General features: G+C 44.3%; 32 protein-coding genes and 1 riboswitch. Of the genes, 18 read left to right on the top strand and 14 right to left on the bottom strand.

The genetic code is table 11. From position 1 onward, the window contains the following. Positions 1-82: 82 nt before the first annotated feature. Together A4U59_RS21300 and A4U59_RS07135 are read right to left on the bottom strand one after the other, a co-directional pair. Positions 83-247: a hypothetical protein gene (locus A4U59_RS21300; protein WP_157888146.1), complete on the bottom strand. Its 165-nt coding sequence runs from the start codon at positions 245-247 to the stop codon at positions 83-85. A gap of 534 nt (positions 248-781) precedes the next feature. After that, complete coding sequence (locus A4U59_RS07135; RefSeq protein WP_066172369.1) at positions 782-1,036, bottom strand: hypothetical protein; 255 nt, start codon at positions 1,034-1,036, stop codon at positions 782-784. Positions 1,037-1,311: 275 nt separating this feature from the next. Here A4U59_RS07135 and nhaC point away from each other — a divergent pair, with 275 nt between their 5' ends. Next, positions 1,312-2,709, top strand: coding sequence for a Na+/H+ antiporter NhaC (gene nhaC, locus A4U59_RS07130; protein ID WP_066172366.1), 1,398 nt, complete (start codon positions 1,312-1,314; stop codon positions 2,707-2,709). Between the two features lie 340 nt (positions 2,710-3,049). Here nhaC and A4U59_RS07125 read toward each other — a convergent pair whose 3' ends face one another. Continuing rightward, on the bottom strand, positions 3,050-3,436 hold the full coding sequence (locus A4U59_RS07125; RefSeq protein WP_066172363.1) for an HIT family protein: 387 nt from the start codon (positions 3,434-3,436) through the stop codon (positions 3,050-3,052). Between the two features lie 125 nt (positions 3,437-3,561). Here A4U59_RS07125 and A4U59_RS07120 point away from each other — a divergent pair, with 125 nt between their 5' ends. The 3 genes from A4U59_RS07120 (at position 3,562) to A4U59_RS07110 (ending at position 5,531) form a co-directional block, all read left to right on the top strand. Beyond that, on the top strand, positions 3,562-3,804 hold the full coding sequence (locus A4U59_RS07120) for a hypothetical protein (RefSeq protein ID WP_066172361.1): 243 nt from the start codon (positions 3,562-3,564) through the stop codon (positions 3,802-3,804). A 272-nt stretch (positions 3,805-4,076) separates the two neighbouring features. After that, positions 4,077-5,318, top strand: a complete 1,242-nt coding sequence (locus tag A4U59_RS07115) for an aminopeptidase (RefSeq protein WP_066172358.1) — start codon at positions 4,077-4,079, stop codon at positions 5,316-5,318. A gap of 33 nt (positions 5,319-5,351) precedes the next feature. Further along, the gene (locus A4U59_RS07110) at positions 5,352-5,531 is read left to right on the top strand and encodes a hypothetical protein (protein ID WP_066172355.1); all 180 of its coding nucleotides are present in this window, start codon (positions 5,352-5,354) and stop codon (positions 5,529-5,531) included. A 53-nt stretch (positions 5,532-5,584) separates the two neighbouring features. On the opposite strand, the gene A4U59_RS22370 is transcribed toward A4U59_RS07110, so the two are convergent. Both A4U59_RS22370 and A4U59_RS21295 read right to left on the bottom strand, forming a co-directional pair. Continuing rightward, complete coding sequence (locus A4U59_RS22370; RefSeq protein WP_281183456.1) at positions 5,585-5,713, bottom strand: hypothetical protein; 129 nt, start codon at positions 5,711-5,713, stop codon at positions 5,585-5,587. Positions 5,714-5,809: 96 nt separating this feature from the next. Further along, positions 5,810-5,971 carry a hypothetical protein gene (locus tag A4U59_RS21295; RefSeq protein WP_157888145.1) on the bottom strand — a complete coding sequence of 54 codons (162 nt, stop codon included), beginning with the start codon at positions 5,969-5,971 and terminating at the stop codon, positions 5,810-5,812. A gap of 600 nt (positions 5,972-6,571) precedes the next feature. Here A4U59_RS21295 and A4U59_RS07105 point away from each other — a divergent pair. The 5 genes from A4U59_RS07105 (at position 6,572) to A4U59_RS07080 (ending at position 9,944) form a co-directional block, all read left to right on the top strand. Next, a complete protein-coding gene (locus tag A4U59_RS07105; RefSeq protein WP_169823928.1) occupies positions 6,572-7,705 on the top strand; it encodes a CamS family sex pheromone protein in 1,134 nt (377 codons plus the stop codon). A 595-nt stretch (positions 7,706-8,300) separates the two neighbouring features. Further along, the gene (locus A4U59_RS07095; protein ID WP_066172345.1) at positions 8,301-8,711 is read left to right on the top strand and encodes a hypothetical protein; all 411 of its coding nucleotides are present in this window, start codon (positions 8,301-8,303) and stop codon (positions 8,709-8,711) included. A gap of 234 nt (positions 8,712-8,945) precedes the next feature. Next, positions 8,946-9,218 carry a hypothetical protein gene (locus A4U59_RS07090; protein ID WP_169823927.1) on the top strand — a complete coding sequence of 91 codons (273 nt, stop codon included), beginning with the start codon at positions 8,946-8,948 and terminating at the stop codon, positions 9,216-9,218. Between the two features lie 83 nt (positions 9,219-9,301). Then, the gene (locus A4U59_RS07085; protein ID WP_066172340.1) at positions 9,302-9,481 is read left to right on the top strand and encodes a hypothetical protein; all 180 of its coding nucleotides are present in this window, start codon (positions 9,302-9,304) and stop codon (positions 9,479-9,481) included. A 133-nt stretch (positions 9,482-9,614) separates the two neighbouring features. After that, on the top strand, positions 9,615-9,944 hold the full coding sequence (locus A4U59_RS07080) for a hypothetical protein (protein ID WP_066172337.1): 330 nt from the start codon (positions 9,615-9,617) through the stop codon (positions 9,942-9,944). 80 nt (positions 9,945-10,024) lie between these two features. On the opposite strand, the gene A4U59_RS07075 is transcribed toward A4U59_RS07080, so the two are convergent. Further along, entirely contained in the window at positions 10,025-10,207 is a 183-nt protein-coding gene (locus tag A4U59_RS07075) for an aspartyl-phosphate phosphatase Spo0E family protein (RefSeq protein ID WP_066172330.1), read from the bottom strand. Between the two features lie 37 nt (positions 10,208-10,244). Further along, positions 10,245-10,329, bottom strand: a riboswitch (cyclic di-GMP riboswitch). Positions 10,330-11,013: 684 nt separating this feature from the next. Between A4U59_RS07075 and treC the strand changes: the two genes are divergently transcribed. Beyond that, entirely contained in the window at positions 11,014-12,693 is a 1,680-nt protein-coding gene (treC, locus tag A4U59_RS07070) for an alpha,alpha-phosphotrehalase (RefSeq protein ID WP_066172326.1), read from the top strand. An 88-nt stretch (positions 12,694-12,781) separates the two neighbouring features. Next, on the top strand, positions 12,782-13,501 hold the full coding sequence (treR, locus tag A4U59_RS07065; protein ID WP_066172321.1) for a trehalose operon repressor: 720 nt from the start codon (positions 12,782-12,784) through the stop codon (positions 13,499-13,501). 85 nt (positions 13,502-13,586) lie between these two features. Here the strand turns inward: treR and A4U59_RS21695 are convergent, their stop codons facing one another. From A4U59_RS21695 to A4U59_RS07045, 4 genes are all read right to left on the bottom strand, one after another. Continuing rightward, complete coding sequence (locus A4U59_RS21695; RefSeq protein WP_066172318.1) at positions 13,587-13,772, bottom strand: hypothetical protein; 186 nt, start codon at positions 13,770-13,772, stop codon at positions 13,587-13,589. A gap of 144 nt (positions 13,773-13,916) precedes the next feature. Further along, positions 13,917-14,459 (bottom strand): hypothetical protein, encoded by a 543-nt coding sequence (locus A4U59_RS07055; RefSeq protein ID WP_066172314.1) that lies wholly within the window; start codon positions 14,457-14,459, stop codon positions 13,917-13,919. A gap of 127 nt (positions 14,460-14,586) precedes the next feature. Further along, positions 14,587-14,793: a hypothetical protein gene (locus A4U59_RS07050; RefSeq protein WP_066172311.1), complete on the bottom strand. Its 207-nt coding sequence runs from the start codon at positions 14,791-14,793 to the stop codon at positions 14,587-14,589. 38 nt (positions 14,794-14,831) lie between these two features. Next, a complete protein-coding gene (locus A4U59_RS07045) occupies positions 14,832-15,647 on the bottom strand; it encodes a DUF2785 domain-containing protein (RefSeq protein WP_169823926.1) in 816 nt (271 codons plus the stop codon). Between the two features lie 190 nt (positions 15,648-15,837). On the opposite strand from A4U59_RS07045, the gene A4U59_RS07040 reads away from it, so the two are divergent. Further along, complete coding sequence (locus A4U59_RS07040; protein ID WP_066172303.1) at positions 15,838-16,686, top strand: DUF1206 domain-containing protein; 849 nt, start codon at positions 15,838-15,840, stop codon at positions 16,684-16,686. Between the two features lie 1,135 nt (positions 16,687-17,821). On the opposite strand, the gene msrA is transcribed toward A4U59_RS07040, so the two are convergent. Next, positions 17,822-18,784 (bottom strand): peptide-methionine (S)-S-oxide reductase MsrA, encoded by a 963-nt coding sequence (gene msrA / locus A4U59_RS07035; RefSeq protein ID WP_066172300.1) that lies wholly within the window; start codon positions 18,782-18,784, stop codon positions 17,822-17,824. 499 nt (positions 18,785-19,283) lie between these two features. On the opposite strand from msrA, the gene A4U59_RS07030 reads away from it, so the two are divergent. The 3 genes from A4U59_RS07030 (at position 19,284) to A4U59_RS21690 (ending at position 21,018) form a co-directional block, all read left to right on the top strand. Continuing rightward, positions 19,284-19,802, top strand: coding sequence for a PTS sugar transporter subunit IIA (locus tag A4U59_RS07030; RefSeq protein ID WP_066172297.1), 519 nt, complete (start codon positions 19,284-19,286; stop codon positions 19,800-19,802). A 113-nt stretch (positions 19,803-19,915) separates the two neighbouring features. Then, positions 19,916-20,860: an aminoimidazole riboside kinase gene (locus A4U59_RS07025; RefSeq protein WP_066172295.1), complete on the top strand. Its 945-nt coding sequence runs from the start codon at positions 19,916-19,918 to the stop codon at positions 20,858-20,860. 17 nt (positions 20,861-20,877) lie between these two features. Beyond that, positions 20,878-21,018 (top strand): hypothetical protein, encoded by a 141-nt coding sequence (locus A4U59_RS21690; RefSeq protein ID WP_169823925.1) that lies wholly within the window; start codon positions 20,878-20,880, stop codon positions 21,016-21,018. Between the two features lies 1 nt (position 21,019). On the opposite strand, the gene A4U59_RS07020 is transcribed toward A4U59_RS21690, so the two are convergent. After that, positions 21,020-21,859: an STAS domain-containing protein gene (locus A4U59_RS07020; protein ID WP_066172292.1), complete on the bottom strand. Its 840-nt coding sequence runs from the start codon at positions 21,857-21,859 to the stop codon at positions 21,020-21,022. A gap of 783 nt (positions 21,860-22,642) precedes the next feature. On the opposite strand from A4U59_RS07020, the gene A4U59_RS07015 reads away from it, so the two are divergent. Continuing rightward, on the top strand, positions 22,643-23,443 hold the full coding sequence (locus A4U59_RS07015; RefSeq protein ID WP_066172522.1) for a hypothetical protein: 801 nt from the start codon (positions 22,643-22,645) through the stop codon (positions 23,441-23,443). Positions 23,444-23,479: 36 nt separating this feature from the next. Here A4U59_RS07015 and A4U59_RS07010 read toward each other — a convergent pair whose 3' ends face one another. Then, positions 23,480-23,917, bottom strand: coding sequence for a hypothetical protein (locus tag A4U59_RS07010; protein ID WP_066172290.1), 438 nt, complete (start codon positions 23,915-23,917; stop codon positions 23,480-23,482). A gap of 143 nt (positions 23,918-24,060) precedes the next feature. Between A4U59_RS07010 and A4U59_RS07005 the strand changes: the two genes are divergently transcribed. Both A4U59_RS07005 and A4U59_RS07000 read left to right on the top strand, forming a co-directional pair. Next, a complete protein-coding gene (locus A4U59_RS07005; RefSeq protein ID WP_066172287.1) occupies positions 24,061-24,537 on the top strand; it encodes a GNAT family N-acetyltransferase in 477 nt (158 codons plus the stop codon). Positions 24,538-24,895: 358 nt separating this feature from the next. Continuing rightward, entirely contained in the window at positions 24,896-25,336 is a 441-nt protein-coding gene (locus tag A4U59_RS07000) for a hypothetical protein (protein WP_245680515.1), read from the top strand. A gap of 71 nt (positions 25,337-25,407) precedes the next feature. On the opposite strand, the gene A4U59_RS06995 is transcribed toward A4U59_RS07000, so the two are convergent. Beyond that, positions 25,408-25,602: KGG domain-containing protein (locus tag A4U59_RS06995; protein ID WP_169823924.1), on the bottom strand; the 195-nt coding region annotated here is incomplete at its 5' end.

Below are 25,602 nucleotides of genomic sequence, written 5' to 3'. Positions count from 1 at the left end.
CTCAAATAAGGAATTGTATAGTTTTATTTTATAGAAGGAGTCAATAAATATTTCTGGATTTTTTACAGATGGATCGGAAATTTCAGGGGGTTTCCTTCTTGCTTGCCTGTTCTTTTTTGCCCTCTTTTTCCTTTCGTTTCTCGATACGGTAGCGGCCGCACGACCACTTCAGGCAGTCGCCCTGGACATGGTCGCCGTATTTGCTCCTGAATATTTCCAGGCAATAGCACTTTTCATCGTCGTTCATCTTTTTCACCCGGCTTTTAAGGATTTGATTATAGTTATAGATACGGTATTGGGTAATTTTAACCTATTTTCTGTAAGTGTGCCATAGTCTTTAAGTATGTTCGCGGGCAATAAAAAACAGTTCTCCGTATTGGAGAACTGTTCAAGATGAGACGATGATTTCTATAGGGTTATGATCAAAAACCTAAATTTCGGCAGCTGTAAGGCCTGTGCGGCCTTTTATCGCCATTATGGTTCGGTTTTATGCCGCAGCAGGCTTTTTATTGGGAATCCATGTCTGTTTTTAATCCCGGCAAAGTGTTTGCCTGGCACCGGCAGCGTTTTTCATGCCGCAAGCTGAATATTTCATGCAGACCAATGGTTTTATCATGCGAAACAGATCGGGTTTTACGCGCAATAATTCGTTTTTCACGCCGCAAGGATCAGCCATGCTGCCTTGACATTATCAATTTCACCGTTATTCACCAATTTAAAGCCTCCCCAAAATCCACTCACTATGTAATGCCTATTACCGCAGACTTGCCTCAACAATCCATCAGCAAATGCAAACGAACCAGTATACAAATGGAACAAGAACAGCCAGCGTACCGAATGCCCAGAGGTAAACATGGAGTCCTTTCACCTGCATGTAATAAGAAAGACCAAGAAGTACAGCAGTAAGCGGTGCAGCAGTTGAAATCATCCAATCCAACTGCCTCTCGAGCGCCTGATAAACCATCACGGAAACTGTCAGAAGCAAAAACAGGGACCCGGCGGTAACGTTATACACAAGTAACATTCTACGGGACATGGCATTTATGCTCCTTTCGTTCTTCATATCGAAAAGTCAGGAGGAATAACAGCTGATCCCTATATATTTATAATGTTAGTATAACAATAATTATCAAAATATTCCATTATTACGCAGGTGGTTTATCACAATCTACGAAACAGGAACAAGCAGATATACGACGGTATGATTTCAGTTGACGAAAGATTTCACATTCGTTAGACTATAGATGCTACTTTATTACAAAAAAGCATAAAAGCGTTTAAGTATAAAAGATAAATAGAGGTGTACTTGATATGCATGAGAAAATGACAACAAAGAAAGCGGTACTTCTATTGGCGTTATTGATGTCCCTCATTTTCAGCGGCATTTTCCTTCTGAAACTCGAACCGCATATTCCGCTTGCAGCCGCGGTTGCAGTGCTGGCTGCTGCCGGATTGTTCCTCGGTATTCCCCGGGAAAAGATGCGCCAGGGAATGATAAACGGTATTATGGCGGGACTCATGCCGATTATAATTTTAGGGTTGATTGGCATGATTATTGGAGCATGGATGATAAGCGGAACAGTTCCTGTCCTTCTTTCAGCAGGGTTTGAGATCCTTCATCCATCCTGGTTTCTGATAAGTGCCCTTTTTATATCGATTCTTGTTTCAACATTTACAGGCAGTGCCTTTACGACAGTCGGCACGGTGGGGGTTGCTCTTCTCGGAATTGCTGCGGTTTTGGGAATTGAACCCGCACTGGCAGCAGGTGCTGTGATCAGCGGGGCAGCTTTCGGAGATAAAATGTCGCCGTTATCGGACACGACTAATTTTGCTTCCGGCATAGCAGGTGTCGACTTGAATGAGCATATTCGCCACATGCTCTGGACGACATTGCCCGCACTTATCATTACAGCAGGATTCTTTGCTGTAATTGGCGACCATTCGGGTGCCGGAGCCGGACTGCAAAATATAAAGGCGGCCTCTGCCGCACTTGGCGAACATTTCAACTTGAGCTACTGGGCACTATTGTCTCCATTTCTCGTCATGGTGATGGCGATGAGGCGTGTGCCGTCAATTACAGTGCTGCTTACAGGCGTCGGGACTGCTCTTCTGACAGCGTTTTTCCTTCAACAGTCGTCTTTAACTGAGGCTTTCGCTGTTTTGCAGCATGGCTACGAGGCTGATACAGGCAATCAGATCATTGATGGCATTGTAAATCGAGGCGGGCTGCAATCGATGATGTGGCCGATTTCCCTCATCATGATTGCACTGGCATTCGGCGGCATGCTGCAAGAAATGGGTGTCATTGAAAAAGCGATGGCAGGTGCAGCATCGAAAATGAAGCGAGACGGTGATCTAATAACAGCAACGGCTGCATCGTCTGTCGGCGTAAACCTGGTGACAGGTGAGCAGTACCTTTCCATTTTGCTGCCTGGCCAGACATTTCAGCCTTTATTCGCTGAAAGAGGGGTTGCGGAAAAGAATCTGTCACGGACATTGGAAGATGCGGGCACGTTGATTAATCCGCTTATCCCATGGGGCGTGAGCGGTGCGTTTTTCGCAAGCACGCTCGGCGTTCCGGTTGCGGCATATGCGCCTTTTGCCGTTTTTCTGTATCTTTCACCTGTCTTTTCAATTATTCTGGGATATAGTGGCTTCGGCTTGCCGAAAACATCAACAAGAACGAAAGCGGTTCTTGAAAACGGGTAAGGGGATGGTGTTTTCCATCCCTTTTTCTTATGAGTAGTAAAGATTGGCAGCAAGGTAAGGCAACTTAGGCCTGTCTTAGCCTAAAAACTAGCCAATCGGCGAGTTTTCTTTAAAAGGTAAGGAAGTATATGTTTTTCAAGTTAGATTCGTGTCCAGCTGCGAGCCCTGAAGGCTTATGTTTACGCCGCTAAACAAGGGCTCTCCGCATCTTTTGTTGTCCAGCTCCAGGCGCCAGCGGCTATCGTCATAAGCGGTGATCTCCTTCGGGAGGAAAGAGCACCTCCCTGCGGGATCCCCCGCTTATGCGTACGCCGCTAAACGGGCGCCTTGCGCATTTGTTTTATTTTCTCCTGTTTTCCTCGGATTTCAGCCAGCTTCTGATTCCCCTGCCTGCAAATGGCTCATCGTTGAAACGGGGGATGACATGAAGGTGCGCATGCAAAATGTGCTGACCTGCAGTTGTACCCGCATTCCAGCCAATGTTATAGCCGTCTGGCCTGAATTGTTCATCAAGGCGTTTTTTCACTTTGTTTAAAAGGTCAAATGTTGCCCGCCACTCTTCTTTTGTTAAATCAAACACAGTTTCACGGTGCTTTTTCGGCACGATTAATCCTGAACCTTTTAGGATGGGCTGCGGCTTCTGTAAAAACAGGACCAACTCATTTTCATAAACGATATGCTGACGGTGATCGGTTTCCGGATGGCAAAACGGGCATGGGTCTGTCATTTTGTTACTCCTTTCAAGAACTGAATCGTTCCATTTAGTTTGCTTTTTCTGTCACTTTCCAGTGTTTCCATATACAACCAGTTTAAGGTATCGTAAAGGTAGAAGAAGAAAAAGGATGTGGTTTCATGAAACTGAGAATTCCGCTGCTTATATTATGTTTCGGTCTCATTGATTTGCTGATACAGCTTGTTTCCGGAAAATCGGTGAATATGTTTGAAGGCAATATGCTGCTGTCTCTTCTGCACCTGGCAGGAGTACTGGCCGTTTTCGTCATTTTAGAAAAAACGGGTGTAAATGAAAAAGACGTAAGCCAGGCAGCCGGGATTGCCATTATTGCAGGAGCGATCATTTTTTCCCTGGCTCTTTAAAATGCGCGGCTTCCTTAACAAATGTTCTCCAGGATAAAGGACATCTCCTTCTCATGATCAAATTTGGCCAACTTTTCTTAAGGGGGCAGCTCCCTTTCCTCATGCTTCTTGACAAGCCTCCCCGTTCGTTTTAGAGATGTGCGGTTTTGATCGGCCGGCATTGGAAGCCTCGTGCTTTTGATTGCAGCTAAATCAGCAAAGATAATAAAGGGCTCTGCTCCCCGGTTGTAGAATAGTGATTAGGGAGGAATAAGCAGATGAGGGGGAGTTGGATGAATAAAACCTTTGAAGAAAGCATGGAAAAACTTGCTGAACTTGCGGTCATGACAGGTGTCAATCTCCAGGAAGGGCAGACCCTTTATATTGATGCACCTGTCACCGCTGCTGCATTTGTGCGCAAAGCGGCGGCTGCGGCGTATGAGGCAGGGGCAAAAAATGTGCTGACAGATTACAAAGATGAAGAATTAATGAAGCTGAAGTTTATGAAAGCACCGGAAGAAGGGTTGAAGGAGTTCCCGGATTGGAAAGCAAAAGCCTTTGAAGAGATGGATAAGGCCAATACAGCTTATTTACAAGTATATGCCGTCAATCCGACAGCTTTCAGTGATACGGATCCGAAAAGAGTATCAATGGCTTATAAAGCATCGGCTTCAGCAATGAAGAAACATCATGAAAATATTTCTGCCGGCAGAGTCAGCTGGTGCATTGTTTCCGTTCCGACGGATGAGTGGGCTGAACAGGTGTTTGAAGGTGAAAAAACCGAAGATGCCGTCCAAAAGCTATGGGAAGCTATTTTTGATGTGACACGTGTTACTTCGGATGATCCGGTACAAAACTGGGACCGGCATATCAGTGAGCTTGGAAACCGGGCAGACTATTTGAACAAGAAACAATTTAAAAAATTATATTATAAAGGCCCTGGCACGGATCTTGAAATAAGTCTTCCGGATGGGCATATTTGGAAATCTGCACAATTCACGAATGAACAGGGCATTTCCTTCATTCCGAATATGCCAACAGAGGAAGTGTTCACCATTCCGTTGAAAGAAGGCGTGAACGGGACAGTTGCGAGCACAAAGCCGCTCAATTATAACGGTGTATTGATCAAAGATTTTTCGCTTACATTTGAAAACGGAAGAGTTGCCCATTTTGAAGCGAGTGAAGGAAAGGGATCCTTGAAAGAGATGCTCGACACTGATGAGGGTGCAAGATATCTCGGTGAGGTGGCGCTTGTTCCTCATAACTCGCCTATATCCAATTCCGGCATTCTTTTTTATAACACACTATTTGATGAAAATGCATCCTGCCATCTTGCGCTCGGAAGTACGATTCCAATCTGCCTGGAAGGCGGCACGGGGATGTCTTCCGATGAATTGTTAGCTGCTGGATTGAACGACAGCCTGACCCATGTCGATTTCATGATCGGTTCTGCACGTCTTGATATTGATGGAGAAACCGATGACGGGACCAGGGAACCTGTGTTTCGAAGTGGGGATTGGGTGTTCTCCATATAACCCGATTTTACAAATCGGAAAGGAAGCGGAAACATGAATAACCGCAAAAAAATGTTGCAAATCATTTCCATGCTTTTCCTGGCAGTAGTCCCGGGCATTTTCATTATTCTCGCGGTACTGACAGAACAGTGGGGGTTTGTCTATTACGGTGTCCCCATTTCCTTTTTTGCCGGTTCTGCAGGTTTTTTGAACAGCAAGAAACAACAGGAGTAATCGAAACGGCACTTCCTTGAAGCTGGAAGTGCCGTTTTTTTCAATATTCAAGCCTAGTTTTTGTCAGGCTTCTTACTGTTGACTTTCCATAAAAACAGAACAAGTGCAAGGATAATAAGGCTTAAGGCGGAGTAGGACACGATAAACAGCAAATCTCCGAAAGTTGTAGTATAATTTCGCATCTTTCAGACCTCCCTGCCATAAGCTTTTCCGGGCCGGCCAGAAAGTATGCATATTTCAAATGCCAGGCAATTGCCTGGCATTTGAAAGCTCGAAAGTTAACCGCCGGTTTCAGGTTCTTCATTTGTTTCTTCTGATGACGGACTAGCATCAACGATCAGAGCTTCTCGGCTGTTTCCGAATATTATACTTCCTGTCAGATACATGAAAATGCCAATCGCAATGGCCAGAATCAGGAAGACACCAATAAAAGCCCCCATTTCATCCCTCCTGAATAATCAAATATCCATAGTAAGAAACCAGTACTTAAGTATATGAGGCCGGGATGGGATGATGAATTCAAAAAAAGCGCATGACGGCCGCAGAAGCGGGATTACCTGCAGGAAGACAGTTTTCTTCTTCCGGAAGTATCACCGCTTATGACGGCAGCCGTCAGACCTCGCAGATGCACCCTAATCCTGTTTGAAAAAAGTATGCCTGCCAATAAAGAAAGACTCGCCGATTGGCGAGCCTTTAGGTGAAGACAGCGGCAAAGTTGCCTTATCTATATTCTTAAAATTGGCCGGAATACGGAATTCCCCTTGCTGCCAATTTCCTATATCATAAAAAAAGCGGGCATGGAATTATTCCATACCTGCATCAGATTATGGTTTGCCAACCAAAATCTTATCGCAATATATAAATCGACGTTTCATTTGGGAATATAGGGGTGGAAACACTTTTCATTTACAAAAAAATTATTTCATTTACTTTCTCCCGATGGATGATAAAATGTGGTTTGAGGCGTTTGCTTGCTATTGGAGTATTGAAAAAGCAAACATGATAGATTTTGCTACATCATTAAGAGGAGACGATTGATGTTGAAGAATCGTTTAGTTATGATTTGTATTTCTTCTTTCCTGCTGTTGTCGGCATGCTCGCCGCTTCCCGATAAGGAAAAAGATAATGTGAATCAGCGTATTGAAACAGAGGAAGTTGTCGGTTCAACCGCTTATTATACAATTTCTGATTACAAACCGGGGGCTGCCCGCGGTTATCTTCCCAAGTCAATTCAGACGGAAACTGATATTGATGAAATGGAGACGGGGCTGATGGAACTGGCCCAGGACTATTTTGATCCTGATGATTATTTATACCGGGAAGGACAAGTGTTGTCAGAGGACGAACTCAGCAAATGGCTGAAGCGAAAAAGCAAAACGTATGAAGAAGGCCTGAACCCTGCGCTGAACTTCGGTGAAAATGACTCCTGGGAAGAAAACATGGAAAAGGCAAAAAAGAATCCTTCCGTAATTGGATATATCCACGAACAAAATTATGTAACGAAAAATGGGAAGCTTGCAGGCGCTGCCATTTCAATTGTTGTCAATAGTGTGGACTATTTGACGATTATTGATGAGCAAGGCCTTCTTCATAAAGACCAGGTTAAAATCAGCGATAAAGAGGCGAAAAAGGAAGGAATGAAGGCTGCGTCAAAAGTGGCGGAGCGCCTCCGGCAAACGGAAGAAATGAATAATATTCCGATTGTGTTCGCCATATACCAGCAAGGGGCCCAAAATGATGTCGCACCTGGCCATTATCTGGCTAAAACCCTTTTGAAAAAAGGACAGGCAAATATCAAGGAGTGGGAACAGACGGAGCGGGAAACGTTCTTGTTTCCTTCAAAGGCGGGAAACGAGCATGATCCTGAACTGTCCCGCCAACTTGCGAACTTCAAAACAATCATGGAGTCACGCTTTCCGCTTTTTGATATACCGGTCGTGACCAGGGCTTTGTTTGAAGGCGACCAGCTTCAACAGCTGACGATTGAAATGCCGGTGGAAATTACAAGTTATGCGGAAAAAGTCGCGTTTACGGAATATCTGTACAACCAGGTTGTAACAGGCGCACTTCCTGGCTATGTACCGATTTACATTTATGTAAAGTCGTTTGACGAACCAATCAGCATCATCAGCTGGGATCCTGAAGAGAAAAAAGCCTACTCACATATGTATTAAAATATTTTCTTTCGCCACCCAAATAACAACTAAATCACATATGAAAAACGGTCAGAGGTTTAAGTTAAGCCACTGACCGTTTTTCTATATAATCTTTATTTTGTTAAAGCGCTCTTTGTCATTCGGAAGCAGGAACGGACGCCGCTCTTGTACGCCCCCCTGAAAGGGAGTATCTGCAGCTGAAATCAACTTCCTTTCCAAAGCGCTGCTTCGCAGAAGCCTTTTTCACTGTTAAGGATATTATAAAATTTAAATGTTGTGGATAAAAAGCAAGAAGGGAATCGTCCAGCGCCAGCGGCTGCGTCATAAGTGGGTGATCCCCTCCGGGAGGAAAGAGGACCTCCCTGCGGGTACCCCGCTTATGCGTACGCTGCTAAGCGGGCGCCTTGTGCATTTGTTCTTTTTTAACAAGCCATTGCTCCATCCTGATATGAATATATTCATCAAATCCTCCAAAAAACTGGATATCCAAGCGAGTGTTCGCACTCATCACAACAATGGACCAATCTCCCGGTCATTTGCTGTGTGTAATTGTACGGCATCAGATTTAAAGTAAAGAAGACATACCATTTTTGAATCGTAAGGATGAAAAACGATGTTCATAATAAAACGAACCATTTTACCATTTCTAAGCGCGATTATAATCCTTGCCGGGTGTACACAGCAATTTTCCCTTCATGAAGCTTCGTTGAAAACAGAACGTTTCCTGGAAGCAAAGCCGGTCGTTTACAAGGTGGAAACGGTTGTGGATGAAAGCGGACGCACAGTGAGGAGCACGATTACGACAATTGAGATGCTGCCGAGTGCACAGAGCCGATCCCTTTCAGAACAATATTTGTATACTTTTTCTTCTTTTGCAGGAGGAAGAAGCGGAAACGGGAATTATTATGGAGAAATATGGGATTATTATTCATTAGAAATTTCTTTCCAAACGTTGCGTGCTGCCCCTTTCCATAAAGCTGAAAAAGCGGCCGGTGAAACGGAAATCAAATGGATTTCTGTATAATCTGCTGCATGACGAGCGCCTCTTCTGCATCTGTATGTCTTTTGTCTGATGGAGGATGTCAGCCAGCCAACAAAAGTTCTAAATTTGAAAAAATGACAGGAATTCATATTTTCAACAAGAATCTAAGGTAGTAACGAAAATGCAGAATAATACAATCCGAAATAGGGTAAAGCAATAAAAGGCTAAAACATTCAAGTTTGGAAAGAAGGGGAGCGCTTGGATTTAATTTTCTTTATGAGCATATACATAGTGGCCTGGCTGACTGTCACCTTTTCCATTGTTAGCTTGATTCAATTTCTATACCCTGCCTGGAAGATTCATGCCCTCGTTACATTTTTATACATTGTTGCATCAGGGGTATATGTTGCAAATGCAAGCTGGAACGAATGGCAGATTGCAACTGGTTTTGCCGCATCTGCATACACAGCTGTAGTGTTTGTCAAAACGATAAAGTGCTTCAAGGAAGCGGCAGATAAAAAGGTAGAGGAACTGGAAAAAGGTACTTAAGCCGCAATGACGAAACCCTGTTTGGATGTTAACCTGCAAGGGAAAAGAATTTCGGAGACTAATTGAAGGAGATGTTGTAAAAAATGCCTTTGAATGTTAAAGCTGGAGAGACAAGGATTGTACGATTCAACAATGCGGAAGAAGCGAACAGGTGGTTCCGGGATAATGAGGATGCGGAAATCCTCGATGTAAGATATGGCATTACCTCAGATGACGGAAGTAAATTGGAAGGTTTGCTAGTCATTTATAAAGACAACCATTGATTCATTAAAAGAGGCCGTGGGGCCTCTTTTTCGTTTTCAATAACCATCTTCTGTGTCAGTTTTCCCCTGCCTATGAGTGAATTTTCAAAAATTGGGGTAAAGAATAGTAAACGAGAAACAAAGGTGGGAAAGAATGAGTAACCTCAAAGCTGTCTTCATATGTTCATTCATCTTGCTGTCGGGTTGCGGAGTGCAGGCATCAGAGGAGATCACGAGTGAAAAAGCTGAAAAAATTGCCTTGAGTCAGGCAAAAGAGGATATGATGGAATACAGTGTCGAAAATGCTCAGAAAGACAAGATGCAAGTGTCTAAAGTGGAAAATAATGCAGCGAGTGATGGGTGGGAAGTTTACATCAGCCTGGATGGAGCAAAGGAGGCATCCTGGCTGGCAATGTACCATGTTGGACCTGACGGGGAAATATTTGGCGAAGCATGGCACGCCAAACCTAAAAAGCGCGACTGATCAAGACGGCAAAGCCATAGCCGTCTTTTTTCATGCTTGTGTTTCACATGCTGAAACAGGGTACTTCGAATAACACCTTCCTATGATGTCTGGCCGGTGCTTGATTGCTGTATATAGCCTGTCAATTCATTAAGTTTAGTATCAAGCTTCTTACTCAAATTGATCACTTCCGCGGATGTATACGTTTCAGCTGCCGAAGCCGCTTTATAAAGATTTTGCCGTAATTCCTCTATCTCTGTTGTAAGCCGTTTGTGGCGGTTCATTTCACATCACCCTTTCCGGTCGATTGACCAGAAGTTTGCGAGCAGCTGGCTGGCATGCGAGGAATCGGTTAGCCCCTGTAGCTTTGCGTCTTAAGCTTTCACTTAATTTGCCTTTTATCATATCTCTACCCATTATATCGGTGTAACCAGGGTTATCTTAAGTTATAATACCATATTTACCCTATTTTTTAAATTTATTTCAAAATTATCATTCATTCGTTGGACAAATGGCCAAAAAAGGTTTCCGTAAATGATTGGCTTGTATTCATTCCTTTTCGGGAATGGTGAGGATTATCCTTTACCGCGAACGGGGTAAATCAGATACAACGTTACTTTATCCTGTAATCGTAAGATAACTGTTCCCCTATACGAGTAAAAAATTTAATTGCAGAATTGACTCTACTTGTATAGACAAGTATACTTTGGATGAAAGGATTAACCGAAACCGCTTACGTGATTTATTTTTGTTTTAAGGGAAAATTCATAAGACCGATACAGAACTTATTGTTTATTTTTCATCAAGCTGTGTTAAACCGGATTGTCGTTTTTCGGCAAGGTCATATTAGATGATAGTCTTACAGGGGAACCAACTTCCTATGCAGGCTTCCAGATAAGCCTTCCCATTCATTCCTCGGAGCGGACCTTGTTTCTTCTGTTCGCCCGCAGTCACTTGTATGCTTATAAATGAACAATGCAATCGGACAGAGGCCATCGTCAGCAGCGATTTATGCTGGAATCGGCGAGAGCTGTTCAGCCAGTGCCGTTTCAATATAGACTACCAACCAACGATGTCTGGAGGTTTTAGTATGAACTACAAAGAATGGTGGCGCAAAGCCGTTGTATATCAAATCTATCCGAAAAGTTTCAATGATACAACCGGAAATGGAATAGGTGACATTCCGGGTATCATCGCAAAGCTTGATTATTTTAAAAAGCTTGGTGTCGATGTGTTGTGGCTGACACCGGTTTACCAATCTCCCCAGCGTGATAACGGCTATGATATCAGTGATTATTATGCCGTCCATGAAGAGTATGGAACAATGGAGGATTTCGAAAGGCTGCTTGAGGAAGCACATGGCCGCGGCCTGAAAGTCATCATGGACCTGGTCGTGAATCATACATCTACTGAGCATGAATGGTTCCAGGAATCTCGCAAATCCAAGGATAATCGTTACCGCAACTATTATATTTGGAAAGACGGCAAGGAAAACGGAGACCCGCCGACGAACTGGGAGTCTAAATTTGGAGGTAATGCCTGGCAATATGATGAGCAGACAGGACAATATTACCTGCACCTATTCGATGTAACCCAGGCAGATTTGAATTGGGAAAACGAAGAAGTCCGCCGGCAAGTGTACGACATGATGCATTATTGGTTTGAGAAAGGAATTGATGGATTCCGGCTGGATGTCATCAACTTGATTTCTAAAAACCAGGACTTTCCGGATGATGATTCCGGCGACGGCAGGAAGTTTTACACAGACGGCCCGCGCGTCCATGAATATCTCCATGAAATGAATACGGAAGTCCTGTCAATGTACGAGGCAATGACAGTCGGTGAAATGTCATCCACGACAATAGAAGACTGTGTGAAATATTCCAACCCCGCGCGGGAAGAACTGAGTATGACATTCAACTTCCACCATTTGAAAGTGGACTATCCAAATGGTGAAAAATGGGCGCTGGGTGCGATGGACTTTCTTGCTCTGAAACGTATTCTTACGAAATGGCAGGAAGGGATGTACAAGGGCGGAGGCTGGAACGCTTTGTTCTGGTGTAACCATGATCAGCCGCGGGTCGTCACCAGATACGGAAATGACAAGACGTATTTCAATGAATCGGCAAAAATGCTGGCGACAACGATTCATATGATGCAGGGAACCCCTTACATTTTTCAGGGTGAAGAATTCGGCATGACAAACCCGAAGTTTGATAAAATTGATGATTACCGCGATGTGGAAACATTGAATATGTATAAGCTGCTGAAAGAGGAAAAAGGCTTGCCGGAAAAGGAAATCATTGAAATCATCAAGCAAAAATCCCGTGATAATTCAAGGACGCCAGTCCAGTGGAATAAAGAGAAGCATGCTGGCTTCACTACTGGAACACCATGGATCAATGTTCCGGAAAACTATAAGGAAGTTAACGCTGAAAATGCTCTTGAAGACAGGGAGTCCATTTTCTATCACTATCAAAAACTGATTCAGCTTCGTAAAGAAGTGGATTTGATCACTTATGGCGAATATGAATTGCTCCATGAATATGATCCGGAAATTTTTGCTTATATCCGGAAAGGGGATAACGAAACGCTTCTGGTCGTCAACAATTTCTTCGGCGATGAAGCGAAATTCACCCTGCCGGATCACATTGATGTAAAAGGGTGCATCAGTGATGTCCTCATCGGCAATTATTCTGAGCCGCCCCAGGATTTCAGGAACATGACGCTGCGGCCATATGAATCTGTTGTCTATCATTTGAAAAAATAATTTATAGGCAGGCGGAGGCAACCTTTGCCTGCTTTCATCCATTTTGATTCGGCACTGCCGGACAGCCTGGAAAAAGGAGCAGGGGAGTATGAATAACAAATATAAAATAATCTATCAGGAGATTTCTGAGCAAATAGAAAGCGGAAAAATGAAACCGGATACAAAACTTCCATCCGAGCACGAGTTAATGGATATGTACGGCGTTTCGCGGGAGACGATTCGAAAGGCCCTTAATTTACTTGCCCAAAATGGGTTCATCCAAAAAATCCGGGGAAAGGGATCAATCGTGTTGGATTTGAAGCGATATGATTTTCCTGTCTCGGGAATGGTCAGTTTCCGGGAACTCGCCGATAAAATGGGGCAAAGCACACGAACCATCGTAAAAGAACTCGGCATTTTGGAACCGGATGATTACTTGCAGGAGCAACTGCAGATTAAAGGCAATGAAGACGTTTGGAAAGTAGTAAGAGTACGCGAAATAGACGGGGAAAAGGTTATCCTTGATAAAGATTTCTTCCTTACATCTTTTGTGCCGGAACTGACAAAAAGGGCGTGTGAACATTCGATTTATGAATACCTTGAAGATGAAAAAGGCCTCGAAATCAGCTTTGCGAAAAAAGTGATATCAGTTGAGGAACCCGGAGAGGAAGACCGGAGACTGCTGGATTTTAAAGACTATCACGCCGTTGTCGTTGTCAGGAACTATGTGTACTTAAAGAGCGCTGACCTATTTCAATATACGGAATCCCGGCATCGTCCCGATAAATTCCGATTTGTCGATTTCGCAAGAAGGGAACAGAAACGCTAAAGAGAAGCACGGTTCAGTAGCGTAAGGCAAAATAGGCGAAAAGATCAGTAAAGGCCTGCTCCACGTCAGAGCAGGCCTCTTGTGCTTACTTTTGTTTTATATAACGGATTAGTTCATACACAGCCATGATAACCGAAAAAACAGCTGTGAGCAGGGGAACATAGCCAAAAGCATTTCCTTCATCCAGGTACCGCCATGCGGCCCAAAACATAAGGGCTCCAAACAGGAAGCCGAGAATTATGACCCATTTTTCTCTGTTTTCTTTATTCACAACATATCACCGTTCCGGCAGAAGTTTATCTTTATCATATCACAAAACAGGATAAAAAGTGCTTCTCTCTGCTGGAACTGTACTTTATCAAAGGGAACGAACCGGAGCTTGATAACGGTAAGGGCTGTGAAAAATCAGGGAGGGCTAATTAGCATTAAGCTGATTTGCAATGTTCAGCAAGTCCTGCTTTTGAAGATCGGTTGATTTTTCTGTATGAGAATAGTTAACAGAGTACTCGATGCCGTTTTTTTCGAATTTGACTACATGGTATGGCTGTACATACAAATAGAAAGCTGGTGTTCCGTCTTTCAGCTTGAGCGGCTCCCCGCCGAGTTCGTTTTGATGGACAAGATAATCGCCATTTCCGGCATATAATCGGAGCACCGCTTCTCTGTCCTTCGAAGATTCGGCTACCAGTTCGAGGATTACTGAGTCAGTATCCCCTTTCCGTTTTTTGAGTTTTTTCGGTTTAAACCCTTCGGACTCAAACGGAAGCTTCTCCGGGAGTGTAATCTTGAATGGGACTGCATCAAGGGCGGCCTCAAGCGAAGGTGCTTCGTACTTCACTGTATTGCTTGACGTAAAGTCTTTTTGCAGGCCGCTTGTATCAAGTTCATTTGCCTGGCTTGTTCCGCACGCTGCCAGCCAAGGCAGGAGGATAAGGGTTAACAGGATCCTTTTAACCATATTTTCAACCTCTTTGTCTGTTTAATAATTTACCTGATATTTGTAAATACCCGGAATTACGGAAGTTTAACGCAGGCAGGCATAGGCCGGCTTATCGGATACGGAAGGGAAGCAGCTGTGGCGGAGTTTATGAATTGGCAAAGAGCCTTACGCCGTAGTAGACAGAAAATGAAATTGCGGTGACTGTCTGTATTGCGAAAACGCACCATTGCAGCACGGTCAGCTGTATACCGGCATTCCGGCAGTATCCCATCAATGATACCGAGAGAAGAAACCAGATGAGGCCGAGAATCAGGCCTGTTTTAAGAAAGGTATTTCCTTGATCGGAATCCATGAAGCACCTCCTGGCTGGCTGTTTTTCTTCTGAACATCTCATGAAAAGGTTCTGACTTCATGCAAAAGCATAAACTCTATATCGTTTTTCAAAAGCGGGAACATTCCCGAGGCCTCAAGCCGGAAGAAAAGCCCTCTAAGAAACCGGGTAACATTCATATAAAGTGCCGCGTAGTCATCTTCCCTCATTTCAAGAAATGCATAATCCATTTTCACGAGCATCTTACTTAACAGCTCAAGCAGGACTTCTTCATCGAAACCCTGTTCAAGTATGGTCATGAGGGGGTTGAGCATCCGTTCCTCTTCTTGATAGACATAAATGGTCCGTTCTGTGGCCATTTTTTCAAACATTGCTTCGAGAAGCTGCTGTCTTCGCTTCCCTGGATAGTCATCCTGTTTGACCAGAATATCGATGACATCTGCGATATGGGCGATACCGCGGGCCCAGCCTTTACCGGGGACATAACCGCGCAGGTCCCATTCATGCCCCAGATATTCAATGACCGCATCGTGGATGACCAGCAGGTCCTGCTCATAAAGGAAATGATGTTTTTTATTTTCAGCCAGTACAAGGGCAATGACAAGGGCTGAAAAAGAGCGGGTGAAAACTCCGTTTTCATCTATCGTATCAATATTAAAGAAGAGGTGGGTGCGGCCCAGGCTGATCTCAAGGATACGGTGCAGCTGTTCATCTGTGAAAGCACCGGCCGGGATCAGCCGTTCCAGTGTCCGGTATATGAGATCGTCACGCAAGATCGGATCGGGTGAACCGATGTAATTCATCATTTCGAGACAAAGGGTATATAGTTCTTCATTCGAGTCGGATTCCATGCTTAGCAGCCGATTTTTTAACACCTGTTCCTTCAACACAATCTCCCTTTCGTCGAAAGTTTTCGCTGTCCGTCTTCTAAATATATTGGCGGTTCATGGACAAAAATCCTTTTTTCAAACTAGTAATGTTGATAAATGTCAGCGGTTTTTTAAAATTGTAACAGGGGTAATAAAAGGATAAAATGCGACAGCACAAGGAAAGGGATCACTCAGCATGGGATATGACACCCGCTTAGTAAAAGATGAAGTCAAAAAAAAGGCTGAAAATAAAGCAAAACAAGTAAAACCTTGGGTTCGGAATTTCGCACGTTTCGGATATGCGGCAAAGGGGACTGTTTACGTCCTGATCGGAATCCTGTCGATTATGCCAGCAGGCGGCTTTGGCGGCAGGACAACCGGATCAGAGGGAGCGTTTGCCGCGCTTTCGTCCAGACCTTTCGGTGAATTTGCATTGTGGATTATGGCATTTGGGCTTATCGGTTATGCGGTGTGGAAGCTGATGGAAACGTTTATGCATATCAAAGGCAAAGAGCATGGGATCAAGGAAATGATCAAGAGGGCAAGTTTCCTGGTTAGTGCGGTTATCCACCTTGGACTTGCATATAAAGCATTCATGATCATTATGAATGCCGGCAGTCCCGGATCAGCCAGGCAAACGGTTACAGCAAGGCTCCTGGGGGAAGTGTGGGGCAGGTGGATTATCGGCATTGCGGGTGCAATCATCTTGGCTTTTGCCTTTTATGAACTATACAAAGGATATAAAGGAAAATTCGGCAAACATTTGAAAGCAATCGAGATGGATGAAGACGAACGAAAAACGATGAGAACAGTAGGAAAGGCCGGATTCATTGCCCGCGGGGTCGTTTTTGCCCTTATTGGGTGGTTTGTCATTGACAGTGCGCTTGAAGCAAAAGCTGAAAATGAGCAGGGCATGGATAAAGCCCTTTCCGAAATCGCCCAGCAGCCCTTCGGCCCGTACCTTCTGGCGGTTGTGGCCGGAGGTTTGCTGATGTACGGTATTTTCATGTTTTTTAAAGCCCGCTACCGGGTCATAACCATTTGACAGCCTCCCATGTAAAGTTGAGTAGTTTCGATTACGTGGAGGAAATGCGAAATAGCAATACACACTAAATGACATCAATACTTGCAAATAATCACATTATAATTAACACAAAAGCCGTACTTGTTTCATAATCCACGGATTTTCATTATCATAATGGTTTCATTCCATTAAAGGATTGATCTCGTAAAAACCTATGTTCGAGAAGTTTCACTTTAGACCGTGATTTCCGCTGCAGGGGGCACAATTTGGCACGAATCACGATAAAGAGCCCTGCACCCACACTATAGCTGCGGTCAAAGAAGTTCTCAATCTTTTATTAACCCATTTCCCACTCATTTTAGGAACGCAGCCTGATTTATCTAAGAACCCCAAACTGGCGTCAGTACAATGCTATAAGCACTTTTAAAGAGAAAAATAGTGAATCAAATGCTATCGTTCAATCTTATTCACAAACATAAGCTCATCAGTAACATTGAATTTTTGCGTAGTGTTGGATTTAATTTGGTTATAGGAACGGAATAAGGGGTTTCCGTTCCTATCCTTTGTCCATTCAGCAGATTATAGGCACGAAAAACGAAAACCCCTATTAATAGTTGTTCCTCCGGCTGATCAAGGCCACAGAGCCGGGGAGGCTTCCCGTCCGCCTCACTGTAAAGAAAATACCCTGAGGGAGAAAAGAGGGAAGCTCGCACTTATGCCCGTTGTGAAAGCGAGCCCCTGCATCGAAAATGAAACAACTGAACCGCCCTAATTCACCCAATGGCAACTTCCATTGCCACGATGCTGTTTGGCATGCTATTCAAAATGCTTTTCAGCATATCTTATTTAAAGGCTCTGTTAAACGCTAGTGTTGATTTCCGTTGCAGGTACTCGCTTTCCGCGGGGCGGGCGGTGAGCCTCCTCATGGCTATCGCTCTTGCGGGGTCTCACCTGTCCCGCTAATCCCGCCGGAGTCTCGCACCTTCCACTCCAATCAACTAGTGAAAAAATCAACATGGAGCTTTAACAAAGCCTATTTAAAAGAGTTGCTGCAAAAAGTAAAAAAGCATATCGATTAATCGATATGCTATTTCTACTGTTTATCATCATAACCTCAACTACTTAATAAGATATGGGCGCTTGCTTTTTGTGCATGTTATTCAAAAAGTTTGCGGTATTCTCCGTAGCCTTCTTTTTCAAGGTCACTGACGGGGATAAAACGTAAAGCGGCCGAGTTGATGCAATACCGGAGTCCGCCTTCTTCTTCCGGTCCGTCATTGAACACATGCCCGAGATGGGAGTCGGCGCCGTTACTCCTGACCTCTGTCCTGACCATGAAATGGCTGAAGTCGGCTTTTTCCTTAATATTCATCTTTTGCAGCGGCCTGGTGAAGCTTGGCCAGCCGCAGCCGGCATCGTATTGGTCTTCTGTGCTGAAGAGGGGTTCGCCCGAAACGATATCCACATAGATTCCTTCTTCGGCATTATTCCAATATTCATTATGGAACGGTTTTTCGGTGCCGTTATTTTGGGTCACTTCATACTGGATGGGCGTCAGCCGGAGTTTTAAATCGTCCTCGGTTTTCTGAACCTTCCAGTTCGTTTCGATAAATCCCTTGCGGCCGGACCCCTGGAAATACCGATTATAATGAGTGGGGTTTTTTCGATAATAATCCTGGTGGTATTCTTCAGCCGGATAAAAAGGGCTTGCAGGAAGAATAACGGTGGCAACCGCCTTATCGAAGCGTCCGCTTGCATCAAGTTCTTCTTTTGACTGCTCGGCAGCCTGTTTCTGTGCTTCACTATGGTAGAAAATCGCCGTCCTGTAAGACTCGCCGCGGTCGCCGAACTGGCCTCCCGGATCGGTCGGGTCGATTTGCCTCCAGAATAAGTCAAGAAGCTTTTTATATGGGAAAACTTCTGTATCGAACGTAATCTGAACGGCTTCGAAATGGCCGGTGGTGCCGCTGGTCACCTGCTGGTATGTCGGGTTCTCAACATGTCCGCCGGTATAGCCGGAAACGACGGAATGGATGCCCGGCAATTCGTCGAACGGTTTTACCATGCACCAAAAGCAGCCTCCTGCAAACGTTGCTTTTTCTATTCGGGAACTGGTCATCGTTTATTCCACCTCTAACATATTTTAAATGAACTTTCTTCTTGTTCAGCTCTGTTTAAGTTGTCTCAGCATACAGTAAATTTTTACAGCTTATACATACAATAACGCAAAACCGCCTTCCAATGCTAATCCGCTGTTTTTCACAAACAGTGTGATAGCGGCGGTAAACTGCAATCGGGCTGGTGAGCTTTCTGTTTGTTTTTATGAAGGGAACTGACTCAGAGCATAATTCCAATAACTGTGCTTACAAAATGAACGTTTTATCATAATAAAGGATTGTAGTTGACATTAAGCTCCCGGCTTTTTTACACTTTGGAATGTACCCCCGGCTGTCCGGTCCATCATGTACGAGAAGCGTCTTCCAGTTTGCTCTGCTGCAGGTTATAAAAAACTGAAATTCAGCAGCATGATGAAACTCTTTTTCTACAATGTTTGTTGGAACAGAAAATGCGGGTATTACTATATCGTAGAAGGACAAAATAATTAAAGGGTGATAAAAATGGGTTTATTAGACAAACTATTCGGCGGTGGAAATAAGGAACCTGCTCCAACGGAAGAAACGCTTGTTTCTCCGCTTTCCGGCGAAGCAGTTGATATTACTGAAGTCCCTGATCCGACTTTTTCCCAAAAAATGATGGGAGACGGCGTCGCGATCAGGCCGGCAGGCGGGCAGGTGGTTGCGCCAGTTGACGGTGAAATTATCCAGCTGTTCCATACAAAACACGCCATCGGTCTCCGTACCAGAGGCGGCATTGAAATCTTGATTCACATTGGACTTGAAACAGTTTCAATGAATGGTGAAGGCTTTACCGCCCATGTATCAGAAGGAGATAAAGTAAAAGCCGGTGACCTATTGATTGAATTCGATATGGATCTTGTCATCGAAAAAGCAAGCAGCACGATTACACCAATTGTACTGACGAACGGCGATGTGATTGAAAATGTTGAAAAAATGCTGGCTGCTGACGTTCAAAAAGGTGAGACACCGGTAATGAAAGTTGATTTAAAACAGCAATAACGGGAGATTAGCTGATTTTGCCTTGGCCTGGCAACCGCCGTGTGGAACATAGCGGCCGCCGGGCTTTTCATTATGGTGACAGGCAAAACTTCATTGAAAAAGGAGAATGCTGAATGAAAAAAGGGATTGTTTGTCTTGGCGAAGCGCTGATTGATTTTATCCCTCTAGATGCAAGCAATTTAACATATCAAAAAAGTCCAGGGGGTGCACCTGCCAATGCGGCTGTTGGAGCAGCGAGACTGGGAGCCAGGGCCTCCTTTTTAGGGAAAGTCGGCGATGATATTCTCGGGCGCTTTCTTAAAGAAACGCTGGACGGATATGGCGTTGATACGGCGGCGATGGTCTTGGGGTCAGAAGCAAGGACAGGTGCTGTATTCGTTACATTAAGTGAAGACGGGGAACGTGATTTTTATTTTTACATAGATCCGAGCGCGGATCGGTTTTTGAAAGAGGAAGATTTGAATGGTCAGTTGTTTGAAGAACATAAGCTACTTCACATCGGATCGATTTCCATGATTTCAGAGCCTTCCAAAAGCGCAACGGAAAAAGCGGTTGAACTGGCGAAAAGAGCCGGCATGATCGTATCTTTTGATCCCAATTTGCGGTTGAGCCTCTGGAAAGACGAAGAAACAGCACGTGCTGTAATAAAATGGATGCTGGATAAAGCGGATATTTTAAAAGTGTCGGAAGAAGAACTGGAATTTTTGACAGGCAAACAATCGATTGAGGAAGGCCTTGCATCTTTAAGCGGTTATGAGATCCCATTTACGCTCGTCACTCTTGGAGCTGAAGGAAGTTATTTGTCTGCCGGCGGTAAATTGGTGAAAGTGCCGGCAATGAAAGTGGAGGCAGTGGATACTACCGGTGCCGGTGATGCTTACGTATCAGGGATGCTCTATAAGATTAATGAAAGAGGAGACGGCGTAAACGGCCTTTCAGAAGAAGAACTTTGGGAAATCGGCCGATTCGCAAGCATCTCTGGCGGTCTGGCCGCTTCCACGAAAGGTGCAATGACAGCACTGCCGACACTGGAGGAAGTTGAACGGCTGTTGAAATAGGGCAAGGCATCTGAATCATGCAAACAACTGTTATTGATCTCCGCCCGCTGCATTCTTTGAAAACGAGGAACGGCTTGCGTTCTTCCGGCGGAGCCGTTTATGTCAAAGATGAGAAAAACCCGGCATTTATTGCCGGGTTTTTGACTTTATGGAAATGATTCAATTCGTATTCAATCCCCAGATTTCAGACAGTGCCTGCTGAAGATGGGCATAAGTAGAAATGCGGCCGAAATCTATTCCGAGCTGGACCGCTGTCTGGGCGATTTCAGGGCGAATTCCAGTAATGATCGCTTCCACACCCAACAGCTGGAGGGATTGAATGACCTGGAACAATTCCTGGGCAACCATCGTATCAATGACCGGAACGCCTGAGAGGTCCATAATCATGTACTCAAGACCCATTTCCATCGCTTTATTAAGCGTCTTTTGCTGGACAAGCTGGGCCCGGTACGTATCAATTTCACCGACAATCGGAAGGACACCGATATCATTTGTCAGCTTGATAACCGGAGCGCTCAACTCCATGATCATTTCCTGCTGGGCTTTGAGCTGGTTGGTTGTCATTTCGCTGTAGTACTTTGTGTAAAGCTGGATCATGTCATCAAAGGCATGGTTAATGCGGACGCTCCATTCAGACACCTCGGTGGGGTCTATTTGCTCCCCGCTGTCCTCGATAAAGCGAGTCACAAAGTTCCAGTAGATTTCACGGAACTTTTTAAAATTCGCGATTGTTATGTGAATGGGTGTCTGGCTTTTCACACGGCTTTTTGCCACATCTTTAGCCCACTGTTCAAATTTATTTGCGTTGGAATCGGTCAGGGACTCGGTAACAGTGCGAATGAACTCTTCATTCTGGGTGCGGAGTTCTTCCGTTACAATTTCGGATGACTGCAAGGAATATACTGAATACTCTGATGAAACTGGGCGGTTTTTAAGCCAGTCACTTGTCATGGATGCAGTATGTTCCAGTAAATAACTTTGCAATTTTTCTACTGTCATGGCGACACCTGCTTTCTTCTCACGAAATATGTATTTCCATCTGCTACCTAATTATTTACCTTTTATAAACATATTGTAAACGTTCATCCATATTTATGAAAACAATAGAACCAGATAAAGTCAAATGAGAAGCATTACTTGCAAAAAATATAGCCGAGGGAAACATACTTCAGGCCGGGGCAGCTTCTGCAGCTGAGGAGGTGTTCCGGTGCAGATAGCAAACTTGTGAAATACTGGCGGGTAAACGGTCCAAGAACCCAGCAAAAGGGTATGACCTGCTTCACGTTGAGATGGGCAAACATCTGCACTGATTTTATTCATGAGAATTTGAGTATAAGGTGTAACATTGCCAAGTTACGGCATGGAACCAATGATACGGTGTGAAAAACGGTTAGTTGGCATGATTACCAGGTTATTCGGTGTGAAAGCTGGATATCTATACAAAAAGTAGTACAAAAACTTACTGTGTTTGTGTTATAGCTATTTTCCACAATGATGTGAGAGGATATATTATGCAGGGAATGACCTGCAGAGCGTGAGCACCGGAGAATGGTCAGTGTATGTGCATTCGACTGTTTTCCGGGCTTTTTATTTGGCTCTTTTACAGGGAAGACTCCTTCTTCAACTGAAGACTTGCCCGATAATAACAGTTGAAAGTCAGCAGTAAGGTTTACCAACAGCATTTTTGCAAAAGTCCATAAAAACAAATATGTCTAAAAGGTTTTTGGCTGCATAACAGCGAACTGATAAGTATTCGAGTTATATAAAGAGGGGCGCATGAAAATGCAGCAAAATAAAAATGTGCCGATTCCATATGAAAATTTGCGGACGCTCTATAAAGAGAGAATTACCGTTGCTGAGATTGCTGAACCGCTTGCGAGATGCCGTTCAGATGAACCAGCGGTTGATGTGTTTGACCGCCTGGATAAACGCCAATTTGAAGTGGTTGGCATCGTGGAACAGGGATCGGTGTGCGGGTATGCCAAAAAAGAAGACCTGCTCGCTGTCAATGTTTGCGGGGAGGCTAAAAAGCTGTTCAGTCCAAGAGACATAATCACCAGTTCGATGCCGCTGATTGAAATTTTTGGCGTCCTAAAACATTCACGAAGCACCTTTGTCCTGGATGAGCGGAGGGACGTCTATATTATTACAAGGTCAGATCTTCAAAAAATTCCTGTAAGAATGCTGCTATTTGGCCTTGTCTCCTTAATTGAGCTGCACATGCTGCGCATCATCCGCAGCCAATTTCCAAATCGAGAATGGCAGCAGTTCATGACACCGGGCCGTCTCCAGAAAGCGCATGAACTCCTTGAGTTAAGGCGGGAGCGGACAGAGGCGATCGATTTAGCCGATTGCCTCCAATTCAGCGATAAAAAAGAAATTATCGTCGGCAGCGATATGCTGCGCCAGAAGCTCGGTTTTCCTTCCAAAAAGAAGGGCAGGGCAATTTTTGAAGGGGTGGAAAGCTTGAGGGACAAACTGGCGCATGCCCAGGACCTAGTGATCGGCACGACATGGAGCAGGCTTTTTGATATCATCGAATCAAGTGAGGGATTGCTGGCAGGATTGGAAAAGTGCAAGTGAAGTGAAAAAGGGCACCCGTTTGCGGGTGCCCTGCTTTTAATGGGTGATTGATTTCGGTTCAGGTTTCTTTGATCGATCTTCCCATAGGTCATTCCCATTTTTTTGCATGAAGTAAAAGGTCCAATTGAATGACATGTTCTCGTTTTTAACCAGCTGTGACACCCGTCCTTCGAGTTTATCCAGTTCACTCCTCAACTCTTGCTGATCAGGCTGCAGCTGTTCTTTCATTGATTGTATGGATGCGATAATTTCCTCAGCCGTTTCATTTTTTTTCCTGATTTTCGCTCCACCCGGCTTTGAAAGCGACAATCCTTCTTTTTGGATCGTGTCAATCATTTCGAATACTTTCGTTGTATTTTTTTGGATATTTTCCAGAATCTCTTCTCCTCTTGTTGATCCAGCCATTAATGTTGCGGCACTTGCCACAATTCCCCCGGCAACAGCGCCGAGCAGGAGTGATTTGTTATCTCCCATCGTTAGTCCCCTCCGTACAAGTTAATGATTAACTTTTTCTACGATGCCCAGAGAAAATCCTTCTAATTCCGGCCGGCTTTATAAGGAAAATGGTGATCGGAATTGCAGTGATATATTATTGGTATTCTGAAGGGGGAAATGGAATGTCTTTTGTCATTGAAAAAATGGATGATGATGGGAATATACCATGGGAACTGCTTTTTGAAGCGGACCCGTCTGAAGAGATGGTTCGCTCGTACATCAAACGGAGCGAGGTGTTTACGGCAAAATCAGGTGAAGAGATTTGCGGAGTGCTTGCCGTGATGGAAATAAAGCCTGCAACCTGGGAGCTTATGAATGTTGCTGTGAAAGAGGGGTGGAAGAACAAGGGGATTGGAAAGCAACTTGTGAAAAAGGCAATAGATGTTGCAAAAAATAGGGGAGCCGCAACACTTGAATTGGGAACAGGAAATTCGAGCATCGGCCAGCTGGCACTTTATCAAAAATGCGGATTTCGAATCACGGGCATCGATTCAGGATTTTTCCAGCGCCGTTATAAGGAGCCTATTGTCGAAAATGGAATTCAGTGTGTCGACATGGTTCGACTGGCTCTCCATTTTGAAAGGGAGCAGGAAGACTGATCCTTCATATCGCTGCCGTGCCAGTCCCAGTTGATAAGGTAAAAAGCCAGCATCCTGCTGAAGGATGCTGGCTTTTTTGCATGCCCCTTTCAGGAGGCCGTCCACGGTGCAAAGGAATCATCTTTGATCGGCATGAATGCCAGGCAAAATCCTCTTGTTTGGAAACAATCATCTCTTCCGCTTATAAAATCATTCCGACATGCATATAAATAAAAACAAAGAGATATTGGTGGTTTGCCAAGAATTTGTCAAATTATGATAGAAATTGCACTTTACTTTTTATAGGGCCGATATATAATAAAGTTATCGTTATATTGATATAAGGGTGTGCATGGTTATTTTGAATAATGAATTTATGATGATTATTAAAGATATAATGGAGCGTTCAGGAAGCAAGGCAGAGGTATATATTGAAGACTTGTTCCCAGGCGGCCGTCTTGTCGGGGGAAAATACCAAATTCACGCGCATGCAGTTACGATGTACACAGGTGTTATAAAGAAACAATGCCGGATGCTGTTTGGAAATGAAGACCGGCTGCATGATTACTTTAAAGTGGTATTCGCTCATGAAATCGGTCATGCAGAGGATGAAAATCTTGAACATTTGAGTCATGCGTTAGCTTCAGCGGAGAGTGAATCGCAGCAACAGAGGATAGCCCTGCAGATTGAAGAAAATGCATGGCGGTTTGCAGAGTCTATTCTAGAGGACATGGATTCTCCGTTTTTAAGTAAGATTATTGATACATCTCTTGATTCGTACCGGCAGGCTTTGTACGGATCTGCCATTCAATCTGCTTAACGTATGTAATAGCCCTGATCCCATTTGGGATCAGGGCTTATCTATTCAACTGCTTCTATGCAGGCTGGTAATTATTTATTGTCGTTATTGGCACGGGCATTACCGCCTTTTTCGCCAATTTCTTCGTAGAATTCCTTGCCATGAGATTTGGAAGTGGCTTCTCCGCCTTTTTCACCGATCTCCTGATAGAATTCTTTGCCGTGGGATTCAGAAGTAGCTTCTCCGCCTTTTTGGCCGATGTTCTGATAGAAGTCCTTGTCATGAGA

It is taken from the genome of Bacillus marinisedimentorum, from assembly GCF_001644195.2.
GTDB classification, from domain to species: Bacteria; Bacillota; Bacilli; order Bacillales; family Bacillaceae_O; genus Bacillus_BL; species Bacillus_BL marinisedimentorum.
This window is presented reverse-complemented; position numbering and strand designations above follow the sequence as displayed.